The 19,125-nt window shown below is 40.1% G+C and carries 18 protein-coding genes, 1 tRNA gene and 1 pseudogene; 2 read left to right on the forward strand and 18 right to left on the reverse strand.

Annotation, left to right across the window (positions count from 1 at the left end; translation table 11 throughout):
- Window positions 1-145: 145 nt before the first annotated feature.
- The 10 genes and pseudogenes from eno to ACQQ2I_RS16425 all read right to left on the reverse strand — a co-directional run bounded on the left by eno (window position 146) and on the right by ACQQ2I_RS16425 (window position 9,640).
- Complete coding sequence (gene eno / locus ACQQ2I_RS16380; protein WP_431027840.1) at window positions 146-1,438, reverse strand: phosphopyruvate hydratase; 1,293 nt, start codon at window positions 1,436-1,438, stop codon at window positions 146-148.
- Between the two features lie 280 nt (window positions 1,439-1,718).
- On the reverse strand, window positions 1,719-3,251 hold the full coding sequence (gene gpmI, locus ACQQ2I_RS16385; RefSeq protein WP_431027841.1) for a 2,3-bisphosphoglycerate-independent phosphoglycerate mutase: 1,533 nt from the start codon (window positions 3,249-3,251) through the stop codon (window positions 1,719-1,721).
- Entirely contained in the window at window positions 3,244-4,005 is a 762-nt protein-coding gene (gene tpiA, locus ACQQ2I_RS16390) for a triose-phosphate isomerase (protein ID WP_431027843.1), read from the reverse strand. The genes gpmI and tpiA overlap by 8 nt, the downstream gene beginning before the upstream one ends.
- A 12-nt stretch (window positions 4,006-4,017) precedes the next feature.
- Window positions 4,018-5,205, reverse strand: coding sequence for a phosphoglycerate kinase (locus tag ACQQ2I_RS16395; RefSeq protein ID WP_431027844.1), 1,188 nt, complete (start codon window positions 5,203-5,205; stop codon window positions 4,018-4,020).
- A 318-nt stretch (window positions 5,206-5,523) separates the two neighbouring features.
- The gene (gap, locus tag ACQQ2I_RS16400) at window positions 5,524-6,534 is read right to left on the reverse strand and encodes a type I glyceraldehyde-3-phosphate dehydrogenase (protein ID WP_431027845.1); all 1,011 of its coding nucleotides are present in this window, start codon (window positions 6,532-6,534) and stop codon (window positions 5,524-5,526) included.
- 47 nt (window positions 6,535-6,581) lie between these two features.
- Complete coding sequence (locus ACQQ2I_RS16405) at window positions 6,582-7,604, reverse strand: sugar-binding transcriptional regulator (RefSeq protein WP_431027846.1); 1,023 nt, start codon at window positions 7,602-7,604, stop codon at window positions 6,582-6,584.
- Between the two features lie 170 nt (window positions 7,605-7,774).
- Window positions 7,775-8,023, reverse strand: coding sequence for a glutaredoxin family protein (locus ACQQ2I_RS16410; RefSeq protein ID WP_431027847.1), 249 nt, complete (start codon window positions 8,021-8,023; stop codon window positions 7,775-7,777).
- Window positions 8,024-8,092: 69 nt separating this feature from the next.
- Window positions 8,093-8,770, reverse strand: coding sequence for a TPM domain-containing protein (locus ACQQ2I_RS16415; RefSeq protein WP_431027848.1), 678 nt, complete (start codon window positions 8,768-8,770; stop codon window positions 8,093-8,095).
- Window positions 8,771-8,896: 126 nt separating this feature from the next.
- Window positions 8,897-9,103 carry a hypothetical protein gene (locus ACQQ2I_RS16420; RefSeq protein WP_431027849.1) on the reverse strand — a complete coding sequence of 69 codons (207 nt, stop codon included), beginning with the start codon at window positions 9,101-9,103 and terminating at the stop codon, window positions 8,897-8,899.
- A pseudogene (locus ACQQ2I_RS16425) lies at window positions 9,100-9,640 on the reverse strand (LemA family protein). The gene ACQQ2I_RS16420 and the pseudogene ACQQ2I_RS16425 overlap by 4 nt, the downstream one beginning before the upstream one ends.
- Before the next feature lie 158 nt (window positions 9,641-9,798).
- Between ACQQ2I_RS16425 and ACQQ2I_RS16430 the strand changes: the two are divergent.
- Entirely contained in the window at window positions 9,799-10,410 is a 612-nt protein-coding gene (locus ACQQ2I_RS16430) for a spore coat protein (protein ID WP_431027850.1), read from the forward strand.
- Between the two features lie 897 nt (window positions 10,411-11,307).
- Here the strand turns inward: ACQQ2I_RS16430 and ACQQ2I_RS16435 are convergent.
- From ACQQ2I_RS16435 to ACQQ2I_RS16450, 4 genes are all read right to left on the reverse strand, one after another.
- Entirely contained in the window at window positions 11,308-12,033 is a 726-nt protein-coding gene (locus ACQQ2I_RS16435; RefSeq protein ID WP_431027851.1) for an amino acid ABC transporter ATP-binding protein, read from the reverse strand.
- A complete protein-coding gene (locus ACQQ2I_RS16440; protein WP_431027852.1) occupies window positions 12,030-12,737 on the reverse strand; it encodes an amino acid ABC transporter permease in 708 nt (235 codons plus the stop codon). The genes ACQQ2I_RS16435 and ACQQ2I_RS16440 overlap by 4 nt, the downstream gene beginning before the upstream one ends.
- 22 nt (window positions 12,738-12,759) lie before the next feature.
- Entirely contained in the window at window positions 12,760-13,539 is a 780-nt protein-coding gene (locus tag ACQQ2I_RS16445; RefSeq protein WP_431027853.1) for a basic amino acid ABC transporter substrate-binding protein, read from the reverse strand.
- Between the two features lie 751 nt (window positions 13,540-14,290).
- Window positions 14,291-14,365, reverse strand: a tRNA-Arg gene (locus tag ACQQ2I_RS16450).
- A gap of 706 nt (window positions 14,366-15,071) precedes the next feature.
- Between ACQQ2I_RS16450 and clpP the strand changes: the two genes are divergently transcribed.
- Window positions 15,072-15,653 (forward strand): ATP-dependent Clp endopeptidase proteolytic subunit ClpP, encoded by a 582-nt coding sequence (gene clpP, locus ACQQ2I_RS16455; RefSeq protein ID WP_431027854.1) that lies wholly within the window; start codon window positions 15,072-15,074, stop codon window positions 15,651-15,653.
- Between the two features lie 102 nt (window positions 15,654-15,755).
- Here clpP and ACQQ2I_RS16460 read toward each other — a convergent pair whose 3' ends face one another.
- The 4 genes from ACQQ2I_RS16460 to rapZ all read right to left on the reverse strand — a co-directional run bounded on the left by ACQQ2I_RS16460 (window position 15,756) and on the right by rapZ (window position 19,113).
- Window positions 15,756-16,013, reverse strand: a complete 258-nt coding sequence (locus ACQQ2I_RS16460; RefSeq protein WP_431027855.1) for an HPr family phosphocarrier protein — start codon at window positions 16,011-16,013, stop codon at window positions 15,756-15,758.
- 193 nt (window positions 16,014-16,206) lie between these two features.
- The gene (gene whiA / locus ACQQ2I_RS16465; RefSeq protein WP_431027856.1) at window positions 16,207-17,154 is read right to left on the reverse strand and encodes a DNA-binding protein WhiA; all 948 of its coding nucleotides are present in this window, start codon (window positions 17,152-17,154) and stop codon (window positions 16,207-16,209) included.
- A 66-nt stretch (window positions 17,155-17,220) separates the two neighbouring features.
- The gene (locus ACQQ2I_RS16470; protein WP_431027858.1) at window positions 17,221-18,189 is read right to left on the reverse strand and encodes a gluconeogenesis factor YvcK family protein; all 969 of its coding nucleotides are present in this window, start codon (window positions 18,187-18,189) and stop codon (window positions 17,221-17,223) included.
- A gap of 33 nt (window positions 18,190-18,222) precedes the next feature.
- On the reverse strand, window positions 18,223-19,113 hold the full coding sequence (rapZ, locus tag ACQQ2I_RS16475) for an RNase adapter RapZ (protein WP_431027859.1): 891 nt from the start codon (window positions 19,111-19,113) through the stop codon (window positions 18,223-18,225).
- Window positions 19,114-19,125: the final 12 nt, after the last annotated feature.

Genomic DNA, 19,125 nt, shown 5'->3' on the forward strand with positions numbered 1-19,125 from the left:
TTGTCTATTAACGGAGTGAATTTGTCTATTATTGCAACAGGTTTGGCTATTAACCCGATCATTTTGTCTATTATCGCAGCAGTTTTGGCTATTAATCCATACAAAAACCGGGTATCCGCATGTTAAACGGGTACCCGGTCAAATATTATTTAATGTTATAGAAAGATTGTAAGCCTAAGTATTGAGCAGTTGCGCCTAATTGGTCTTCAATACGTAGTAATTGGTTGTATTTTGCAACGCGGTCTGTACGAGATGGTGCACCTGTTTTGATTTGACCAGCGTTTGTTGCTACTGCGATATCAGCGATTGTGTTATCTTCTGATTCACCAGAACGGTGAGAGATTACTGCTGTGTAGCCAGCGCGTTTTGCCATTTCGATTGCTTCGAATGTTTCAGTAAGCGTACCGATTTGGTTTACTTTTACTAGGATCGAGTTGCCAACGCCTTGCTCGATACCATCAGCAAGTTTTTTCGTGTTTGTTACGAATAAATCGTCACCTACTAATTGTACGCGGTTACCGATGCGCTCAGTAAGTAATTTATGACCAGCCCAGTCGTTTTCGTCTAAGCCATCTTCGATCGAGATGATTGGGTATTTAGATGTTAACTCCTCGTACCAAGCAACCATTTCTTCAGATGTACGAACTACACCTTCACCTGATAAGTGGTATTTGCCATCTTCCTTGTTGAATAACTCAGAAGACGCTACGTCCATTGCTAATTTCACTTCTTCACCTGGTTTGTAGCCAGCTTTTTCGATTGCTTCAAGGATTACAGTGATTGCTTCTTCGTTTGAACCAAGGTTTGGAGCGAAACCACCTTCGTCACCTACAGCTGTGTTGTAACCTTTATCCTTTAATACTGCTTTTAAGTGGTGGAAAATTTCAGCACCCATGCGTAAAGCGTGACGGAAGTTTTCAGCGCCTACTGGCATGATCATGAACTCTTGTACGTCCACGTTGTTGTCAGCATGCTCACCACCGTTGATGATGTTCATCATTGGTACTGGTAATTGCTTCGCATTGAATCCACCAAGATATTGGTATAAAGGAACATCTAAGTAGTCAGCTGCTGCATGTGCTACTGCCATCGATACACCAAGAATTGCGTTTGCACCTAATTTACCTTTGTTTTCTGTACCGTCAAGCTCGATTAACGCTTTGTCGATTACAACTTGGTCAAGTACTGAGTAGTTACCTTCTAATTCCTCAGCAATAATTGTGTTTACGTTTTCTACAGCTTTAAGAACACCTTTACCTAAATAACGACCTTTGTCGCCATCGCGTAATTCTACTGCTTCGTATTCACCAGTTGATGCACCAGATGGCACGATAGCGCGACCGAATGCACCTGATTCTGTAAATACTTCAACTTCTACTGTTGGGTTACCGCGAGAGTCTAATACTTCGCGAGCGTAAACTTGTGTAATAAATGGCATTGTTTTTCAATCTCCTCTTTTTTGGGTTTATCTCTTAAGGTAAAGGCTCTTCACTAAAAATATGTACTTGACCGCACATTCCGTTACGGGCGGACGCTTTCCGCGGGCTTGGCTTCAGCCTCCTCGACTCGCAAATGCTCGTCTGCGGGGTCTTCAGCTCAAGCTATTCCCGCAGGAGTCGCCACCCTTCACTACATGTGCTTTTATATCAATAGCCAGAACAAATTTTAGTATTGAACCAAGGTAATGATACTAAATATATTCCACTACAAATTGTAGCTTATTCAACAATTAATGTTTTTCCTGTCATGTCAGCAGGTTGTTCTACATTTAATAACGATAACATCGTTGGGGCAAGATCGGCTAAAATACCGTCTTCACGTAAATGAACATCTTGTTTCGTTACGATGACTGGTACTGGATTTGTTGTATGGGCTGTCATTGGTAAATCCTCTAATGTAATGACCTCATCTGAATTACCATGGTCAGCTGTAATAATAGCCGCGCCACCTTTTGCGATGATTGCATCCACGACTTTCCCTAAGCACCCATCTACGACTTCGATTGCCTTAATCGTCGGCTCTAGCATACCGCTATGCCCTACCATATCAGGGTTAGCAAAGTTTAAGATGATCGCATCAAATTTATCTGCTTCAATTTCTGCTAATAGCGCATCTGTTAATTCATAAGCACTCATTTCAGGCTTTAAGTCATATGTCGCTACTTTCGGCGAAGGAATTAAAATGCGTTCCTCCCCAGCAAATTTTTCCTCACGACCACCACTCATAAAGAATGTCACGTGCGGGTATTTTTCTGTTTCTGCAATGCGAAGTTGTGTTAATCCATTTTCAGCAACCACTTCACCTAACGTATTTGTTAAGTTGTCATTTTCAAATGCAACAAGTGCATTTACATCTTCACTATAGTGTGTGAACGAGACGAATGATAAATTTGTCGGATGCTTTTCTGAACGTTCAAAGCCTGCAAACGTATCATTTGTAAACACTGTTGATAATTGAATGGCACGATCTGGACGGAAGTTGAAAAATACAACCGCATCATTCGTATCAATCGTTGCAACAGGCTTACCTTCTTCTGTAATCACAAACGGAATCACAAATTCGTCCACCACTTCGCGTACATAGCTTGATTGCACGCCTGCTTTTGCTGTAGCCGCAGTATGCCCTACACCATCCACAAGTGCATCGTACGATAACTTCACGCGCTCCCATCGTTTGTCGCGATCCATTGCATAATAACGACCGTGAATCGATGCAAATTTCCCTACACCAATCTCCGTCATTTGCTTTTCTGCTTCTTCGATATATTCAAGCGCTGTTGTTGGACCTACATCCCGCCCATCTAAGAAACCATGTACATATACTTCTTCTAAACCATTTGCTTTTGCTAATTTAAGCAGTGCAAATAAATGCTCATAATGACTATGTACACCACCATCAGAGAGTAAACCCATTAAATGAAGTTTAGAACCATTTGCTTTTGCGTGTTCTACTGCCGCAAGGAATCGTTCATTGCGGAAGAAGTCCCCTTCACGAATCGACTTATGAATGCGCGTTAAGCTTTGATATACGATGCGCCCTGCACCGATATTTAAGTGACCTACTTCAGAGTTCCCCATTTGGCCATCAGGTAAACCAACCGCCTCACCGCATGCAGTAAGTGTCGCATGCGGATAAGCGTTCCAAAAACGATCAAAGTTTGGTTTGTTTGCTTGTGCTACGGCATTGCCCTTTACTTCATTGCGAAGAGCAAAGCCATCTAAAATAATTAATGCTACTGGCTGTTTAGGCATTTGCGCCGGCCTCCAATAATTTTAAATAAGAATCTACTTGTAAACTCGCACCGCCAACTAAGGCACCATCAATATGTTCCTTCGATAAAAGCTCGGCAATGTTTTCTGGCTTGACAGAGCCACCGTACTGAATGCGAATCGCTTCAGCTGTTGCTGTTCCGTACATGTCTGCTACGACTTTGCGAATAGCGCCACATGTTTCGTTTGCATCATCAGCTGTTGCTGTTTTGCCTGTACCGATTGCCCAAATTGGTTCATATGCAAGCACCATATGTGACACTTCGTCTGCTGTAAACCCTTCGAGTGCTGCGCGAATTTGGCTAGACACTTTTGCTTCTGTCTTGCTTTCTTCACGTTCTTCTAACGTTTCCCCACAACAAATAATTGGTACAATGCCGTGTGCAAGTGCTGCTTTTACTTTTTTATTTACTGCTTCGTCTGTTTCATTGAACATTTCACGACGCTCTGAGTGTCCTAAAATAACATAATCCACATGGATCGCTGCTAATTGTGCTGGACTAACCTCACCTGTAAATGCACCTTCCTGCTCAAAGTGCATGTTTTGCGCACCGATTGCTAAATCGGTTTCTGTAGCGATATCTACTAAAGTTGGTAAATAAATCGCAGGAGCGCAAATGACCGCGTCTACTTTTTCCTCTGAAGGAATAGACTCTCGTACCGCTTCGACAAACTCTACAGCTTCGTCAAATGACTTATACATTTTCCAGTTGCCTGCAAGTATTGGTTTACGCATACATTCCCTCCGTTACTTATCGTTTAGTGCGACAATGCCTGGAAGTGCTTTACCTTCCATTAACTCTAATGAGGCACCACCGCCTGTAGAGATATGACTCATCTTGTCAGCTACTTCAAACTTTTCAACAGCTGCTGCAGAATCACCACCGCCGATGACTGTATAGCCTTCTGTTTCAGCCATTGCATCTGCTACTGTTTTTGTACCATTCGCAAACTTATCCATTTCAAACACACCCATAGGTCCATTCCAAATAATCAGCTTCGAATTTTTAATAACGTCCGCATATGCGTTTGCTGTTTTTGGTCCGATATCAAGCCCCATCCAATCAGCAGGAATGGCATCGATATCTACTGTTTGCGTTTCTGCATCTTTTGAAAATTCATTTGCTACTACAGCATCAATTGGCATATGAAGCTTTACGCCTTTTTCTTTTGCTTTTTCGATAAACGACTTTGCTAGTTCGATTTTATCTTCTTCTAATAAAGATTTACCAATCGAATAGCCTTGTGCTTTTATGAATGTAAATGAAAGACCACCACCGATGATTAAGTGGTCTACTTGATCAAGTAAGTTTTCGATTACGCCGATTTTATCTTTTACTTTCGCACCACCAATAATCGCTGTGAATGGGCGATCTGGGTTTGACAATGCTTTTCCTAGTACATCTAATTCTTTTTGCATTAAATAACCAGCTACCGCTACGTCAACAAATTTCGCAATCCCTTCTGTTGAAGCATGTGCACGGTGAGCTGTACCAAATGCATCATTTACGTATACATCAGTTAATTTAGCGAACGCTTTTGACAACTCTTCATCATTTTTCTCTTCGCCTTTATGGAAGCGAACGTTTTCAAGTAAAACAATGTCGCCCTCTTGCATGCTAGCAACAGCAGCTTCTACTGCTTCACCGATTGATTCGTCTAATTTTTGAACTGGTTTCCCCATTAATTCAGCTAATCGCTCGCCAACAGCTGTTAAGCGCATATCTTCCTTCACTTCGCCTTTTGGACGCCCTAAGTGAGAAGCTAAAATGACTTTCGCGCCTTTTTCTGCTAAAGCTTGGATTGTTGGAATCGCTGCACGAATACGTGTTTCATCCGTTATTTTGCCTTCCGCCATCGGTACGTTGAAATCTACGCGTACAAAAACGCGTTTCCCTTTTACATTTACATCATCCATCGTCTTCTTTAAAAACATGAAGAAAACCCTCCTTCAATTTTAGAAAAAGGCACTAACCTTTTTATAGTAGACTTTCGCTCTAATAGTAACAAAAGTCGATATGTATGTCTCTTGTAAGCACGAAGCGACTCCCTCGTTTGTTACAAATCAATTATGCCCGAAGGCTATATCTTCATTCAAATGAAGAAAAAGGACGAGTCGGTAAACCGCTCGTCCTTTTACCTTTATACATTATAATAGTTCAATCTCATAAAGGCTATACTTTTCATATACATTTTATCGTATTGTGACACACTTTTTCTTCGATTCGGCAAAAGTATGTCACAATTAATTTTTTTAGTTTAACCCGCGCTTTACTAAATACAGCGCTAAGTCCATTAAGCGGGCTGAATAACCGACTTCATTATCGTACCAAGCGACCACTTTGATCATGCGGTTTTCCATGACCATTGTCGATAAACCATCAACCGTTGAAGAAGCTGGGTTGCCGTTATAGTCAATCGAGACAAGCGGTAATTCATTGTAGCCTAGAATACCTTGTAATGGCCCTTCTGAAGCCTCTTTTAATACCGCATTCACTTCTTGGACCGTCACATCTTTGTCAACCTCTACAACTAAGTCAATACATGATACGTTCGGTGTTGGCACGCGCATGGAGAAACCATCTAATTTCCCTTTTAGTTGCGGCAATACTTTTGATACAGCTACAGCTGCACCTGTTGTTGTTGGAATCATAGACACTGCACCAGCACGAGCACGACGCGGGTCGGCATGTGGGAAATCAAGAATACGTTGGTCATTCGTATAAGAGTGAATTGTCGTCATCATACCACGCTTAATGCCGAAATGTTCATCTAACACTTTAGCAACTGGTGCTAAACAGTTTGTTGTACATGATGCATTCGAAATTACATCCATCGTTTCTGGATCGTAGTATTCTTCGTTTACCCCCATCACAAATGTTGGCATTTCACCTTTTGCTGGTGCTGAGAGAATGGCTTTTTTTGCGCCTGCTTGCACATGCTTTGATACATCTTCCATTGAACGGAATTTCCCTGTACACTCTAACACAACGTCAACGCCTAATTCACCCCATGGCAAATTTAATGGGTCTTTTTCTGAAAACACGCGAATGCGTTTACCATTTACGATAAAAGCATCGTCTTCCGCTGTTACATCTGCTTCGTAGACACCATGAACTGAGTCGTACTTTAATAAGTGTGCTAACTGACCTGCATCTGTTAAGTCATTTACTGCGACTACTTCAAACTCCTCATGTTTCAACGCCTCGCGGAATACTAGTCGACCGATACGACCAAAACCATTAATTGCTAGTTGTAATGCCATGTTAATTCCTCCAAATAAAGTATTTTATAATAATAGCGCTAAGCTAGTTATAACAACATTTCATTTGCAGCAGCTTCATCTGTCATAAAAATCGTTTGCTGTGCCGCACTTTTAAAGTATGCCTTGATGGCTTTTGCTTTTTGAGCGCCACCCGCAATAGCAATGACATGGTGACTATTTTTCACATGTTCAGGTTGGATACAAATCGTGCGAATTTGATGCACAATTTCACCTTGTTCATCGAAATAATAACCAAATGCCTCACCGACTGCCCCTTTTTCATGAAGCAATCTTTTATCTGCTTCGGTGCTACCTCGCTTTTCGGCCATTTCTTCTGCCGTGCCGATCCCGTGCACAACAATATGGACTTGTTCATATAAACGAATCATTTCTTGTACACTTGGCTCTGCTTTCATCGCAACATACGCTTGCTCACTTAGGAACTCCGGTAAGAAAAGCGTTTTATACGAGGCATGACACGCTTTCGCAAACTGTGCGACAAGCATATTTGCTTGCAAGCTCATCTCTTCGCCCATTCCACCTCGTGCTGCGATAAACTGCGCACTTGGTAACTGCTCATTGGGCTGTAAATACGGTGCAATACAGGCAACCGAACTACCGCCAGTGACCGCGATTTTGCTATTTGCTTGTGCCAGATTCGTTAGTAATTGACCCGCTTCCTTGCCAAGCAATCTACGTGATGCTTCATCTTGAAAAGCCCCCGGAATGATGATGACTTTTTCAATTCCTAATAGCTGAGCAAGCTGTTGCTCTTTTTGCGTAAAACCTGCGAGTTCATGATACAGCATTTTTAACTTCTCAAGTACTTCATACCCTACTTCTGTACAAATCATACCTTTTTGGCCAATATCAATTAATTGTTGTTCGTGTAAAAGCGACGTTTCATTTCGAATTTCGCGCTCCGTTGCATGTAAAAGTTCTGCTAATGTACGTCTACCAACCGGCCCTGCAATATGAATTGCCTGTAAAATACGAAATCGTTTTTTCAAAAGTAAATCGATTTCGGGTATTAATTTACGTCCTACTCCATACAATGAAGATTCGTCCATATACTCACCTACTATCTGTATGGTTGTTTTTTGTCCCACTAGAAATATTTTTGTCCCACAAGTAGTAAAAAAATATTTCTGTACCTTTATTGTAGTATGAATCGCTTTCTTATGCAATTTATTTCCTCTTTATTTACACAAACGATACAAAGTGTAAATGAAGTCTCACATTATGAGATTTCATCTACACTAAGCGCTTCGTACAATGTGACATAATCAAGCTGACCGTATTGAATCATCATGCCGTCTTTTTCAACAACAGGGATCATCAGCATATACTTTTCATGTAACGCGTCATCTTCTTCAATATTCAATACTTCAATTTTAAACCGTATTTCCTCTTGTACAAGCTTGAGCGTCAAAATCCCTTCTTCACAAAGCGAACAATGCGGGCGGGAATAAAATATCACTTTTTTCATGTAATACCTCCTCCTCGCCCCATTATACTGCGCGTTAAGGCTTCCTACCAGCAAATGCAGAAAGACCTTTTAAAAGTTACGGTCTGAACCACCACCACCACCTGAATAACTATCGCTACTCCCATAGTCATAGTTCGAGTCACTAGACCTCCTAGTCTCACGTTCGGCTTCCCATGCAGCTGCTTCTGCCGCTTTTGCTGCTAAATACGCTTTATAGCCTTCCGAGCGGATATCTTGGCCTGTTAGCTTTTGATAAAACCAATAAAATGTCCCTTGTATTTTCCGGAACATCCATTTCATTATTCCCCACGCTATCCAGCATATAACGGATAGCACAGCTAACATTATACCGCCGAAAAGAACAGCCCCAATTACTTCATAGAGCCAGTGAACTTCCTCCACAAATACGTCTGATTGTTGCCAAGTATGCTCGATATTTTCTTCTGCTCGAATGGCTTCTACCACTTGTGCAAACGCTTTTGTATAATCCCCTTCTTTTAATGCTGGCACCATATACGTATCCAGCATTTCACCTGTTTTACCGTCCGGGTAATCCCACTCTAGCCCGTAACCTGTCGCAATACGGACTTTATTATTGCCTTCTCCTTGAGAGGTTGTGACAAAAATAAGCATGCCATTATCTTTTTCCGCATCGCCAATTCCCCATTCACGGAAGACTTCTACTCCATACTCATAGGCCTCTAAATCACCAATCGTAGGCACTGTTAAAATAAAGTGAAACTTCAATCAGTGGAGGTTTTCCTCATCCCCCACTGATTGTTAGTTGAACCAATCGGGCTTTTACGGGCAGTTGATCTCCCACCTATGCTTCCCGATTTTCCTTAAGCCTTGAGGTGGGAGTCTTAATGCCCGTTAATGCGGGATAAACAGTTCCATAATCCCTTGTGTTTGTAATTCCTTTGCAAAATCATTGATTTCTTTTTCAACTTCATCATTAATCACATTTTCATAATCAAATACAAACCCAGCTGTTGTTGGTCTAGGAGGAATTTCTGCAAATGCACTCAGCGGGAGGACAAAGATAAACAATGCAATAAGCAACAATACTCGCTGCTTCATTCATTCTCTCTTCCGAAATCAATGGTAGGTGTTTCTACCACGCCTTCATTTATCTCAAAATAAGCCTTTTTCTCAAAACCAAACATGCCTGCAATCATATTGGAAATGTGCGAACATACTATTAAAATCTCGCACGGTTTCATTGTAATCTTTCCGCGCGACAGCCAAACGATTTTCTGTTCCAGCTAACTCATCCATTAACCTCGTAAACTGTGTATTTGCTTTTAAATCCGGATAAGCCTCTACAATGACCATTAACTTTTCTAATGCCGTTGTTAATTCATCATTTGCTGCTGCAGCTTCTTCTGTCGTGGAAGCAGCACCGTAGTTTGTACGTGCCTCTGCAATTTGCATAAAAATAGCTTCCTCATGTGCTGCCTAACCTTTTACCGTTTCTACTAAATTTGGAATTAAGTCAAATCTTCGTTGTAGTTGATTTTCAATTTGCGCCCAACCTGCATCAATTTGCTCCTCACCATTCACAAGGCTATTATATTTCAATACAACGGTGAACAAAGCAATGCCAATGATCGCCATAATAACAATTAAAGCAACTTTGGCACTCTATCAATTATCCTTAATAATACAATAACCCCTTTTATTTGAATTTATTACTTATTATTAAGTATGCATAATAAAATCAAAAAAAGCCACAATATATTGCGTACCAACTAAAGAAATGGAGGACTTACTTTATGTTTACACAACCGTCTGAATCTCAAGGTAATCAACAGCCAATTTCGATGAACCATGGTGCGCATGAAGTAATGGATGTACATGAAGTGTTAAGCGCTTGTATTGGAGCATTAAACCAATGTGTACTCATGCGAAACCAAATTCAAGATCCAGAATTACTCGGCATTTTAGATCGCCAATATGCTTTCATGCTCGATGAATACAACATTACAGCAGAAGCTTATAAAACAGGACATGATCCAAAACACCCAACCAAAACGTACAACATGCAAATGGGTAACGATGTAAAATATGGATTAAGTGCTGGCGAGCCGAAAAAACCAATTCAATCCCCTAATGAAGTAGATGACGAAATTATCGCGGGCGCACTCCTTTCTATGCATAAAACAAGCGCTGTCGGAAAAACACAAGCTGCGCTTGAATCAACAAACCCTGTTGTCCGTCGCGTATTGCAAGACTCTGTTCCAAATAGTGTAGAAATGGCGTATGAAATTTCACTTTATTTAAATAAACGCGGTATGTATCAAGTGCCACAACTTGCACAACCAGATATGAATATTATGCTTAATGCATACGGTCAAGCTGGAAAAGCAAAAAATATGCCGAACTAATGTTATATCCCCCCACATAGATAAATCCATCTCCACTTCTTGAGATGTTGTTCCTTATTATACGATTATCTATATAACCCTATACGGTACTCTCCTACAAAAAATCCATTCAAGTCGCCCGTCTTGAATGGATTTTCTTAGTTACTCACAATGAGCAAAAAATCATCCTAAAAATACCAATTTAATAGTAAAAGGTATGTATCTAGCCTCCGCGCTTTGCCACAGCCTACACAGGAGCTAAAACAGGCGCGGCCTGTTTGGATCTCCTGTTCCTGCTCCTGACGTTGCACTTTCGTCGCAAAGAAAATCTTGGCTCCTGTGGCTATGGCGCGCTACGGCAAAAGTGAATACTTCTCGATATACTAGAAAAACATTTCTCTTCTCTAAAAGAAACTACTTTCTTTCCATTTGCAAATATAATTGCTCAACCTCTATTGTAATTAAGGAGAATCTTTCTTTATTTTTAGCAACTGATTATTGTATTCAACAATAGTTACTTGTAGCGGAGGCACGAGCGTGTAGCTGACGGCATACGCCTTTCGCTACAGAGCAATGTTTTTCTGCACCGGAAGTGAAGCGGCAGGTGCAAAGCTTCCTATGGGAAAAGTGATAAAGGAACGAAGGCTAAAACCGTCACATCGTGTGACAACGCCTTCGTGACCAACATCATGTTGGCCCCAAGACCCCGTAGGAAATTTATTTGCGACGAAAGCGTAGCGACAGGAGCACCGAAGGATGAGTGACGAGGAGGCCTGATCTCGCCCTTGGAAAGCGAGTGCCGGAGCGGAAAGCAACGTGTACTCAAATGGTAATATATGTTTCAGGATTTCCTCATTACAAGTTAGTTAATAAAAAAACATCAGCTTGCAATAAAATCTCGCAAGCTGATGTTTTTCATTATTTTAGCACTTTCCCTAAAAATGCTTTTGTACGTTCGTTTTGCGGATTGCCGAATACATCGTCAGGATGGCCTTCTTCAACGATGTATCCACCATCCATAAAGAGTACACGGTCACCCACTTCACGTGCAAAGCCCATTTCGTGCGTGACGACAACCATTGTCATGCCCTCTTTGGCAAGGTCTTTCATGACATCTAACACCTCATTTACCATTTCTGGGTCAAGTGCTGATGTCGGTTCATCAAACAAGATGACTTTCGGCTTCATCGCAAGTGCACGTGCGATGGCGACACGTTGCTGTTGTCCACCTGACAGTTGCTGTGGAAAATTATCTGCTTTCGCACGCAACCCTACTTTATCCAGCAATTCTAATGCTAGTTTTTCAGCCGCCGCTTTGCTCATTTTACGAATTTGCATCGGGGCCATTGTAATATTATCTAATACCGTCATATGCGGGAATAAATTAAATTGCTGGAATACCATGCCCACTTCCGTACGAATATCATTAATATTCGTTTTCGGATCATTAATTTTTACGCCCTCAATATAAATAGCTCCGTCTGTTACTTCCTCTAATAAGTTTAAGCAACGAAGGAATGTGCTTTTCCCTGAACCAGATGGCCCGATTACACAAACAACTTCTTTTTCTTTTATTTCATAATCGATACCTTTTAACACTTCAAGCTTACCGAAATATTTGTGTAGATTTTCTACTTTAATCATGTCTCGGCACGCCCTTTCTTTTTACGTGGCGTGTACTCAATGCTCACACGCTTTTCTACAAACCCAATTAGTTTCGTTACCGCATACGTTAAGACAAGATATAGGAACGCTGCAAATAAGTACGGCTCCCAGAAACGCTGATACGTTCCTGCTACGACTTTACTTACGTATAAGATTTCTGCACCTGCAATGACTGTCACAAGCGAGGAATCTTTTAATAATGCAATAAACTCGTTTCCAAGCGGCGGAATCATACGGCGGAACGCTTGCGGTAAAATTACCTTACGCATCGCTTGCGTATGCGTTAACCCAAGTGAACGTGCTGCTTCCATTTGCCCTTTATCGATCGATAGGATACCTGCGCGGAAAATTTCTGCATTGTATGCTGCACTATTTAACACTAGTCCTACAATACCCGATACCCACCAGCTCATCGCATGACCGAAGATTGTTGGAATTAACGCTAAGTGAATTAATAATAATTGCACAAGCATTGGTGTACCACGGAATATATCGACATAAATTTTACATGGCCAGTAAATCAGTTTATTTTTTGACATTTGTCCAAGTCCGAGGAATAAACCGAGGAATACCCCTCCGACATAACCACTTAATGTTAATAGAATTGTCGCCCAAATACCTTTAAGATATAGCTCACGGTAGTTCCAGATTATGTCCCAACGGAAAAAATCAAACAACTCCATCTGAAACACCTCCATTTATGTTTTACTCGATTTCAGTACCTGTAATTTCTGCTAATTTACCGTTATCTTTAATTTTTTGTAGTCCTTCGTTTAATAAATCAAGTAATTCTTCGTTCCCTTTTTTCACCATGAAACCGAAGTAATCTACTTCAAATGAATCGTCTTCGATTGCTTTTAACCCTGAATCTGGATTATTTTTAATGTATTCTAAAATAACAGCGTTATCCCCGATTGCTGCTTCTGAAGAACCGTTTAACACTTCCGTTAATGCTACTGAGAAGTTTTCATACGCTAAAATGTTCGAGCTCGCAATTCCTTGTAATTCTTGTGCTGCAATATGACCTGTTGTATTGATTTGTACAGACACTTTTTTGTCTTTTAAATCTTCAAATGACTCAATATCTGACTCCTCTTTTGTCACGATTAATAAAGATGCTTCGTAATACGGCTCTGTAAAGTCATACGTTTCTAAACGTTCCTCGGTAATCGTGATGGCAGCAGCCCCCATATCAATTTCTCCTGTTGTTACTTGGCTCATCATTGAGTCCCAACCAACATTTTTGATTTCAGTTTCAACGCCCATTTCTTCACCAATCGCCGCTAAAATTTGAGCGTCTAAGCCTACTACATTCCCTTTATCATCTAAATATTCAAATGGCGCATATGTTGCTTCTGTCCCTGCCACAATTTTTGTGATTTCTCCACCTTCAGAGTTTTTTGCCTCATCTCCTGAACAAGCAGCTAATAACATCGATGCCGCTGCTAATGGTGCTACGATTTTAAATAAAGATTTTTTAAACATATACAATTCCTCCTCATTCAATTATCAGTCAATTGTTGTCTATTTTTGATATTACCCATTATAGTAAGTTCTGAATTTATATACAACAGGAAATTTTATAAAAAATGATTATTTTTTCACAACGATGAATTTTTATAACGAATTTACCGAGAAAAATTGATAAAATCAAATAATTATTCGTTAATCCATTAAATTGGAAATGATTCACCTTTCATTTTTATGCAACAAAAAAGCCGTCACTTCTTGTGACGACTATTATGAAAACCCAATTTATTATTTCATCAAATCCAGCTTTGAATTATTTTGTTAGAAATAGTTTAAGAAGAATGAATTTAGGATAAAATGGAATCGGTACAGTGATCTTCATTTTATCCTACTCATTCCCCTGCACATTCACAGGCTGCTAAACTATGAATGTAGAATCAGGTGTTGCTATAACATATATATAATTGAAACAGTAAAATGGCGCCCGAATATGGGCATGATAGTATATGCGACTATAGCTACAATTCAGCCTAGAAAAATTATGTCATATTTCATGAAAGCATGCCGAATTTACGTATCTACTCGCAATTAAGTACAACATTTAATAATTTACTAATAATCTTTTGATTTTTCAAGTAGTTAATGTAGAATAAAGTATTTCTTTATCGAATTTTGTCTTTTTTTTGAACAGTTACTAAGGAGAAGGTATAAAAGAAGCAGACAAATAAAAAAACCTTGTATACAAAACAAGGTTGACATGTTATAGTGGCGCCCTCGGAGGGAATCGAACCCCCAGTTCAAGAACCGGAATCTTGCGTTTTATCCATTAAACCACGAGGGCCAAGTAATCATGACTTATTCATTATACAAATGACAGGTGCACATTTCAACTATTAAACTTTGTAAATGAAGGCTAATACTCGTAATGAGCAAAAATACATCCTAAAAATATAAGTAGGGTAATTAAACTAAAGTGGTGTCGTAGCCTCCGCGCTTTGCCACAGCCTACACAGGAGCTAAAACAGGCGTGGCCTGTTTGGATCTCCTGTTCCGGCTCCTGTGGCTATGGCGCGCTACGGCAAAAGTAAATACTTCTCAATATGCTAGAAAAACATTTCTCTTCTTTAAAAGAAATCATTTTCTTTCTATTTACACATATCGTTGCCTAGTAGCTCCTGTAATCTCTGAGGATATTTATTGTTTTGAGCAAACCATTTTTTATTGAACAATAGTTGCTTGTAGCGGAGGCACGAGACTCCTACGGGAAAAGCGAGACAATCAAGACCCCGCAGAAGCGAAGGATGAGCGACGAGGAGGCTTGATCTCGCCCGTGGAAAGCGAGTGCCGGAGCGGAAAGCAACGTTTACCCAAATAGTAATATATGTTTAGTGATTTCCTCATTATGAGCTAAATGTTATTCAAAGAAGTCAGAGTTTATATTTGACCTTCCTTGACTATTATGTGTATGATAATGGTACAGCTGATGGGTTCTTCCCTTACCAGCATTGAGCATTCGAATTTACCTTTTTAAAAGGAGGATATTTTGTATGAATTTAATCCCTACAGTTATTGAACAAACAAGTCGTGGAGAGCGTGCGTATGATATTTATTCACGCCTACTAAAAGACCGTATTATTTTATTAGGAAGTGGCATTGATGATAATGTGGCGAACTCAATCGTTGCACAATTATTATTCCTTGAAGCGGAAGACTCAGATAAAGATATTACGCTTTACATTAACTCACCAGGTGGCTCTATCACAGCTGGTATGGCCATTTACGATACGATGAACTACATTAAACCAAAAGTATCTACAATTTGTATCGGTATGGCAGCATCTATGGGTGCCTTCTTACTTGCTGCGGGTGAGCCAGGTAAGCGTTTTGCATTACCGAACGCAGAAGTAATGATTCACCAGCCACTTGGCGGTGCACAAGGGCAAGCAACAGAAATCGAAATCGCTGCTAAACGTATTTTATTCTTACGCGAGAAATTAAATACAATCCTGTCTGAAAAAACAGGTCAATCGCTAGATATCATCGCTCGCGATACAGATCGTGATAACTTCATGACTGCAGAACGTGCCAAAGAATACGGCTTAATTGACCACATTATCGAACGTAAATAAGTAAAATCAGACCTACCAAACGCTCGGCTATGCCGAGCGTTTTTATATTTTTAAAATCATATAGAAAAAAGGCGCAGAAAGTAAAAACTTTCCGCCCCCTTTTTAATCTTCTTGTTGAATTAGTGCTGTCAGTGAATGAATCGCCATTTCAGCATCATCACCATCTGCCATTAATGTCACCATCGTACCTTTTGCGATCGCTAGGCTCATAATGCCCATAATGGACTTCGCATTTACTTTTTTCTCATCTTTTTGTAAATATACCTCTGACTTATAACGATTCGCTTCTTGCACGAAAAGTGCTGCTTGGCGTGCTTGTAAGCCTGATTTTAATTTTACTTGTACTTGGTTTTCAACCATTAGCAAAACTCCCTTTCACAACCGTGCATCCATTTATTTCTATCTTAGCGAAAACACCGAAAAAGAACAACGCTTCCTGATGAAATCGTTATCATTTTCTTTTAGGGCTATACATCTCGAACTAAAATTAAATCGAGATGAGGTCCTAAATTTGATTATCTGTAAAAATCGTAAGAGTGCCAATATGTACTCTTTAATTTTTCACTTGTTCTCCTCGACGTAACGCAGTGGCAATTTCGTCAATTTTTCGGAGGCGATGATTCACGCCCGATTTGCTCACAATACCGGTAGATACCATTTCTCCTAGTTCCTTTAACGTTACGTCTTGATATTCTACTCGAAGCCGCGCAATTTCACGCAACTTTTCTGGTAATTGGTCTAATCCAATTGTATTTTCGATAAAACGTATATTTTCTACTTGACGGAGTGCTGCACCAATCGTTTTGTTTAAATTAGCGGTTTCACAATTGACAATACGATTTACACTGTTACGCATATCACGTACAATACGCACATCTTCAAATTTTAACATCGCTTGATGAGCTCCCACTAAGCTAAGAAAATCAGAAATCTTTTCTGCTTCTTTTAAATACGTCACAAAGCCTTTTTTACGTTCGATTGTTTTCGCATTCAAATGATATTCATTCATTAAGTCTGCTAGTGCCTCACCGTGCTCTTTGTAAAGTGAGTAGACTTCTAAATGATAGGCAGATGTTTCTGGATTATTGACAGATCCACCCGCTAAAAAGGCCCCGCGTAAGTAGGCACGCTTTTGATTATTTTTTGGAACAAGTTCCTTTTCAATCATATGATGAAATTGAAAATCATCTGAAATGATGTATAAATCCGTTAATAATTCTTTTGCCCCTTCACGAACACGGCAAATGTATACATTATTTTTCTTCAGACGCATTTTTTTCCGTACTAGTAGCTCCACATTATACGTATACAGTTTTTTTACAATCGTATATAATCGTCTAGCAATCGCTGCATTCTCCGTTTGCACATCTAAGCTGAGTTGACGATTCGTAAAGCTAAGCGAGCCATTCATTCGAATGAGGGCGGATAGCTCTGCCTTCAAGCTGAGATCATCTGCATCGACTTGTGTTAATTCTTTTTTTGTTTCTGAAGCAAATGACATGTGATTATCCCCCTTTCTTACACAATATGTATGCACTATCATACCATATGTTTGCGATAATCTTGCTTATTCTCGCTCCATTTGTTCTACATAATTACATAACCAGCTCGCAACATTTACTGCATGATGACGAACAGCACCGTTTTCAATCATGGCAATTTCTTCTTTAAAGACTTCAAGACCTAATGCGTGTAAACGTTCAACATCAAACTGTACAGGCTCTGCATTCTCTTCTTTATAGCTTTCCATTACACTTTGTGGTAATGCATCATTGTTAATTAAAATGACTTCCATAAACGATGTCCCCACATGCTGATGGATGGCCTCAATGTGTCGGGACGCTGTATAACCTGTCGTTTCACCACGTTGCGTCATTAAATTGCAAACATAAATTTTCTTAGCCTTTGCTTTGACAACTGCTTCGCCAATCTCTTTTACTAGCAAATTAGGGATAATGCTCGTATAAAGACTACCAGGACCAATTAATATAACATCCGCCTTATTAATTGCATGAATGGCTGCTGGTAATGGCTGCACATCTTCTGGTATTAAAAATACCCGTTTAATGGGTAAGGTCGCTCCGGGAATGCGTGACTCCCCTTGGATGCAAGTACCGTCTTCCAATTGGGCATGTAATGTTACTTTTTTATTCGCTGCTGGAATCACTTTACCGTGTACATTTAATACTTTACTCATTTCAGCAATCGCATAACTAAAATCACCCGTAATATCTGTTAACGCCGTCAGCATTAAATTACCTAGTGAATGTCCACCTAAATCATTGGAATTGGTGAATCGATATTGAAACATTTGCTCAACTAACGGCTCTACATCGGATAGAGCCGCGATGACATTTCGTACATCGCCCGGTGGTGGAATATCATAATCATCGCGCAGTCGACCAGATGAGCCACCGTCATCCGCTACAGTGACAATGGCCGTAATATCAAATTGATGTGTTTTTAAACCGCGTAGCACCGTTGAAAGTCCTGTACCTCCACCGATTACGACAATACGCTTCTTCTTTTTTCGCATTACATCACCCTTTCATCTTAATAGTTTATGCGGCTATTCCTTTTTATAACTATGTTGAATATCTCGGTGTGTAATCACTGTCTGTTCTGTATGCCCCAGTAATTTCCCAAAGTATTCTGCTAGTGTAACAGAGCGATGTTGACCGCCAGTACAACCAAATGCAATGACTAGCTGGGACTTTCCTTCCACTTTATAATGCGGAATCATAAATTGGAATAAGTCTGTTAGCTTTGCAATAAGTGCTTGTGTTTCATCTGTCGCCAAAACATAGGAAGATACTTCCGTCTGTAAACCTGTTTTATGTCGAAGCTCTTCCACATAGTAAGGATTTTTTAGAAAGCGTACATCAAAGACAAGGTCGGCATCGATTGGCATGCCGTGTTTAAAGCCGAATGACATCACATTAACCGAAAACATTGGCGTGCTTGTATGAGAAAATTCCAAAGCAATGCGCTCCCGAAGTTCACGTGGTTTCATTTTAGAAGTATTAAAGACTGTTTTTGCTCGTCCCTTTACTTCCCCTAACATATCACGCTCTTGGTTAATCCCTGTAAGCGGTAAGCCAATCGGCGCTAATGGATGCGAACGACGAGACTCTTTATAACGACGTACTAGTGTTTCATCATCCGCATCTAAAAACAGAATATGTGGCGTAATATCTTCTTCTCTTTCGAGTGCATCTAGCGCATCTACCATGGAGTCAAAAAACTCACGACCGCGTAAATCCATTACAACCGCAATGCGTGAAATCTTTTTATCTGAATTTCTCATTAATGCTAAAAACGTCGTTAATAATTCAGGAGGTAAATTATCTACACAGTAGTAACCTAAATCTTCAAAGCTTTGTACCGCAACCGTTTTCCCCGCTCCAGACATCCCTGTAATAATAACTAATTCATGTGTATAGTGCTGATGATTGCCCACGTTTTCTTCTCT

The sequence above is a fragment of the Lysinibacillus sp. LZ02 genome (assembly GCF_050613145.1).
Classification (GTDB): domain Bacteria; phylum Bacillota; class Bacilli; order Bacillales_A; family Planococcaceae; genus Lysinibacillus_B.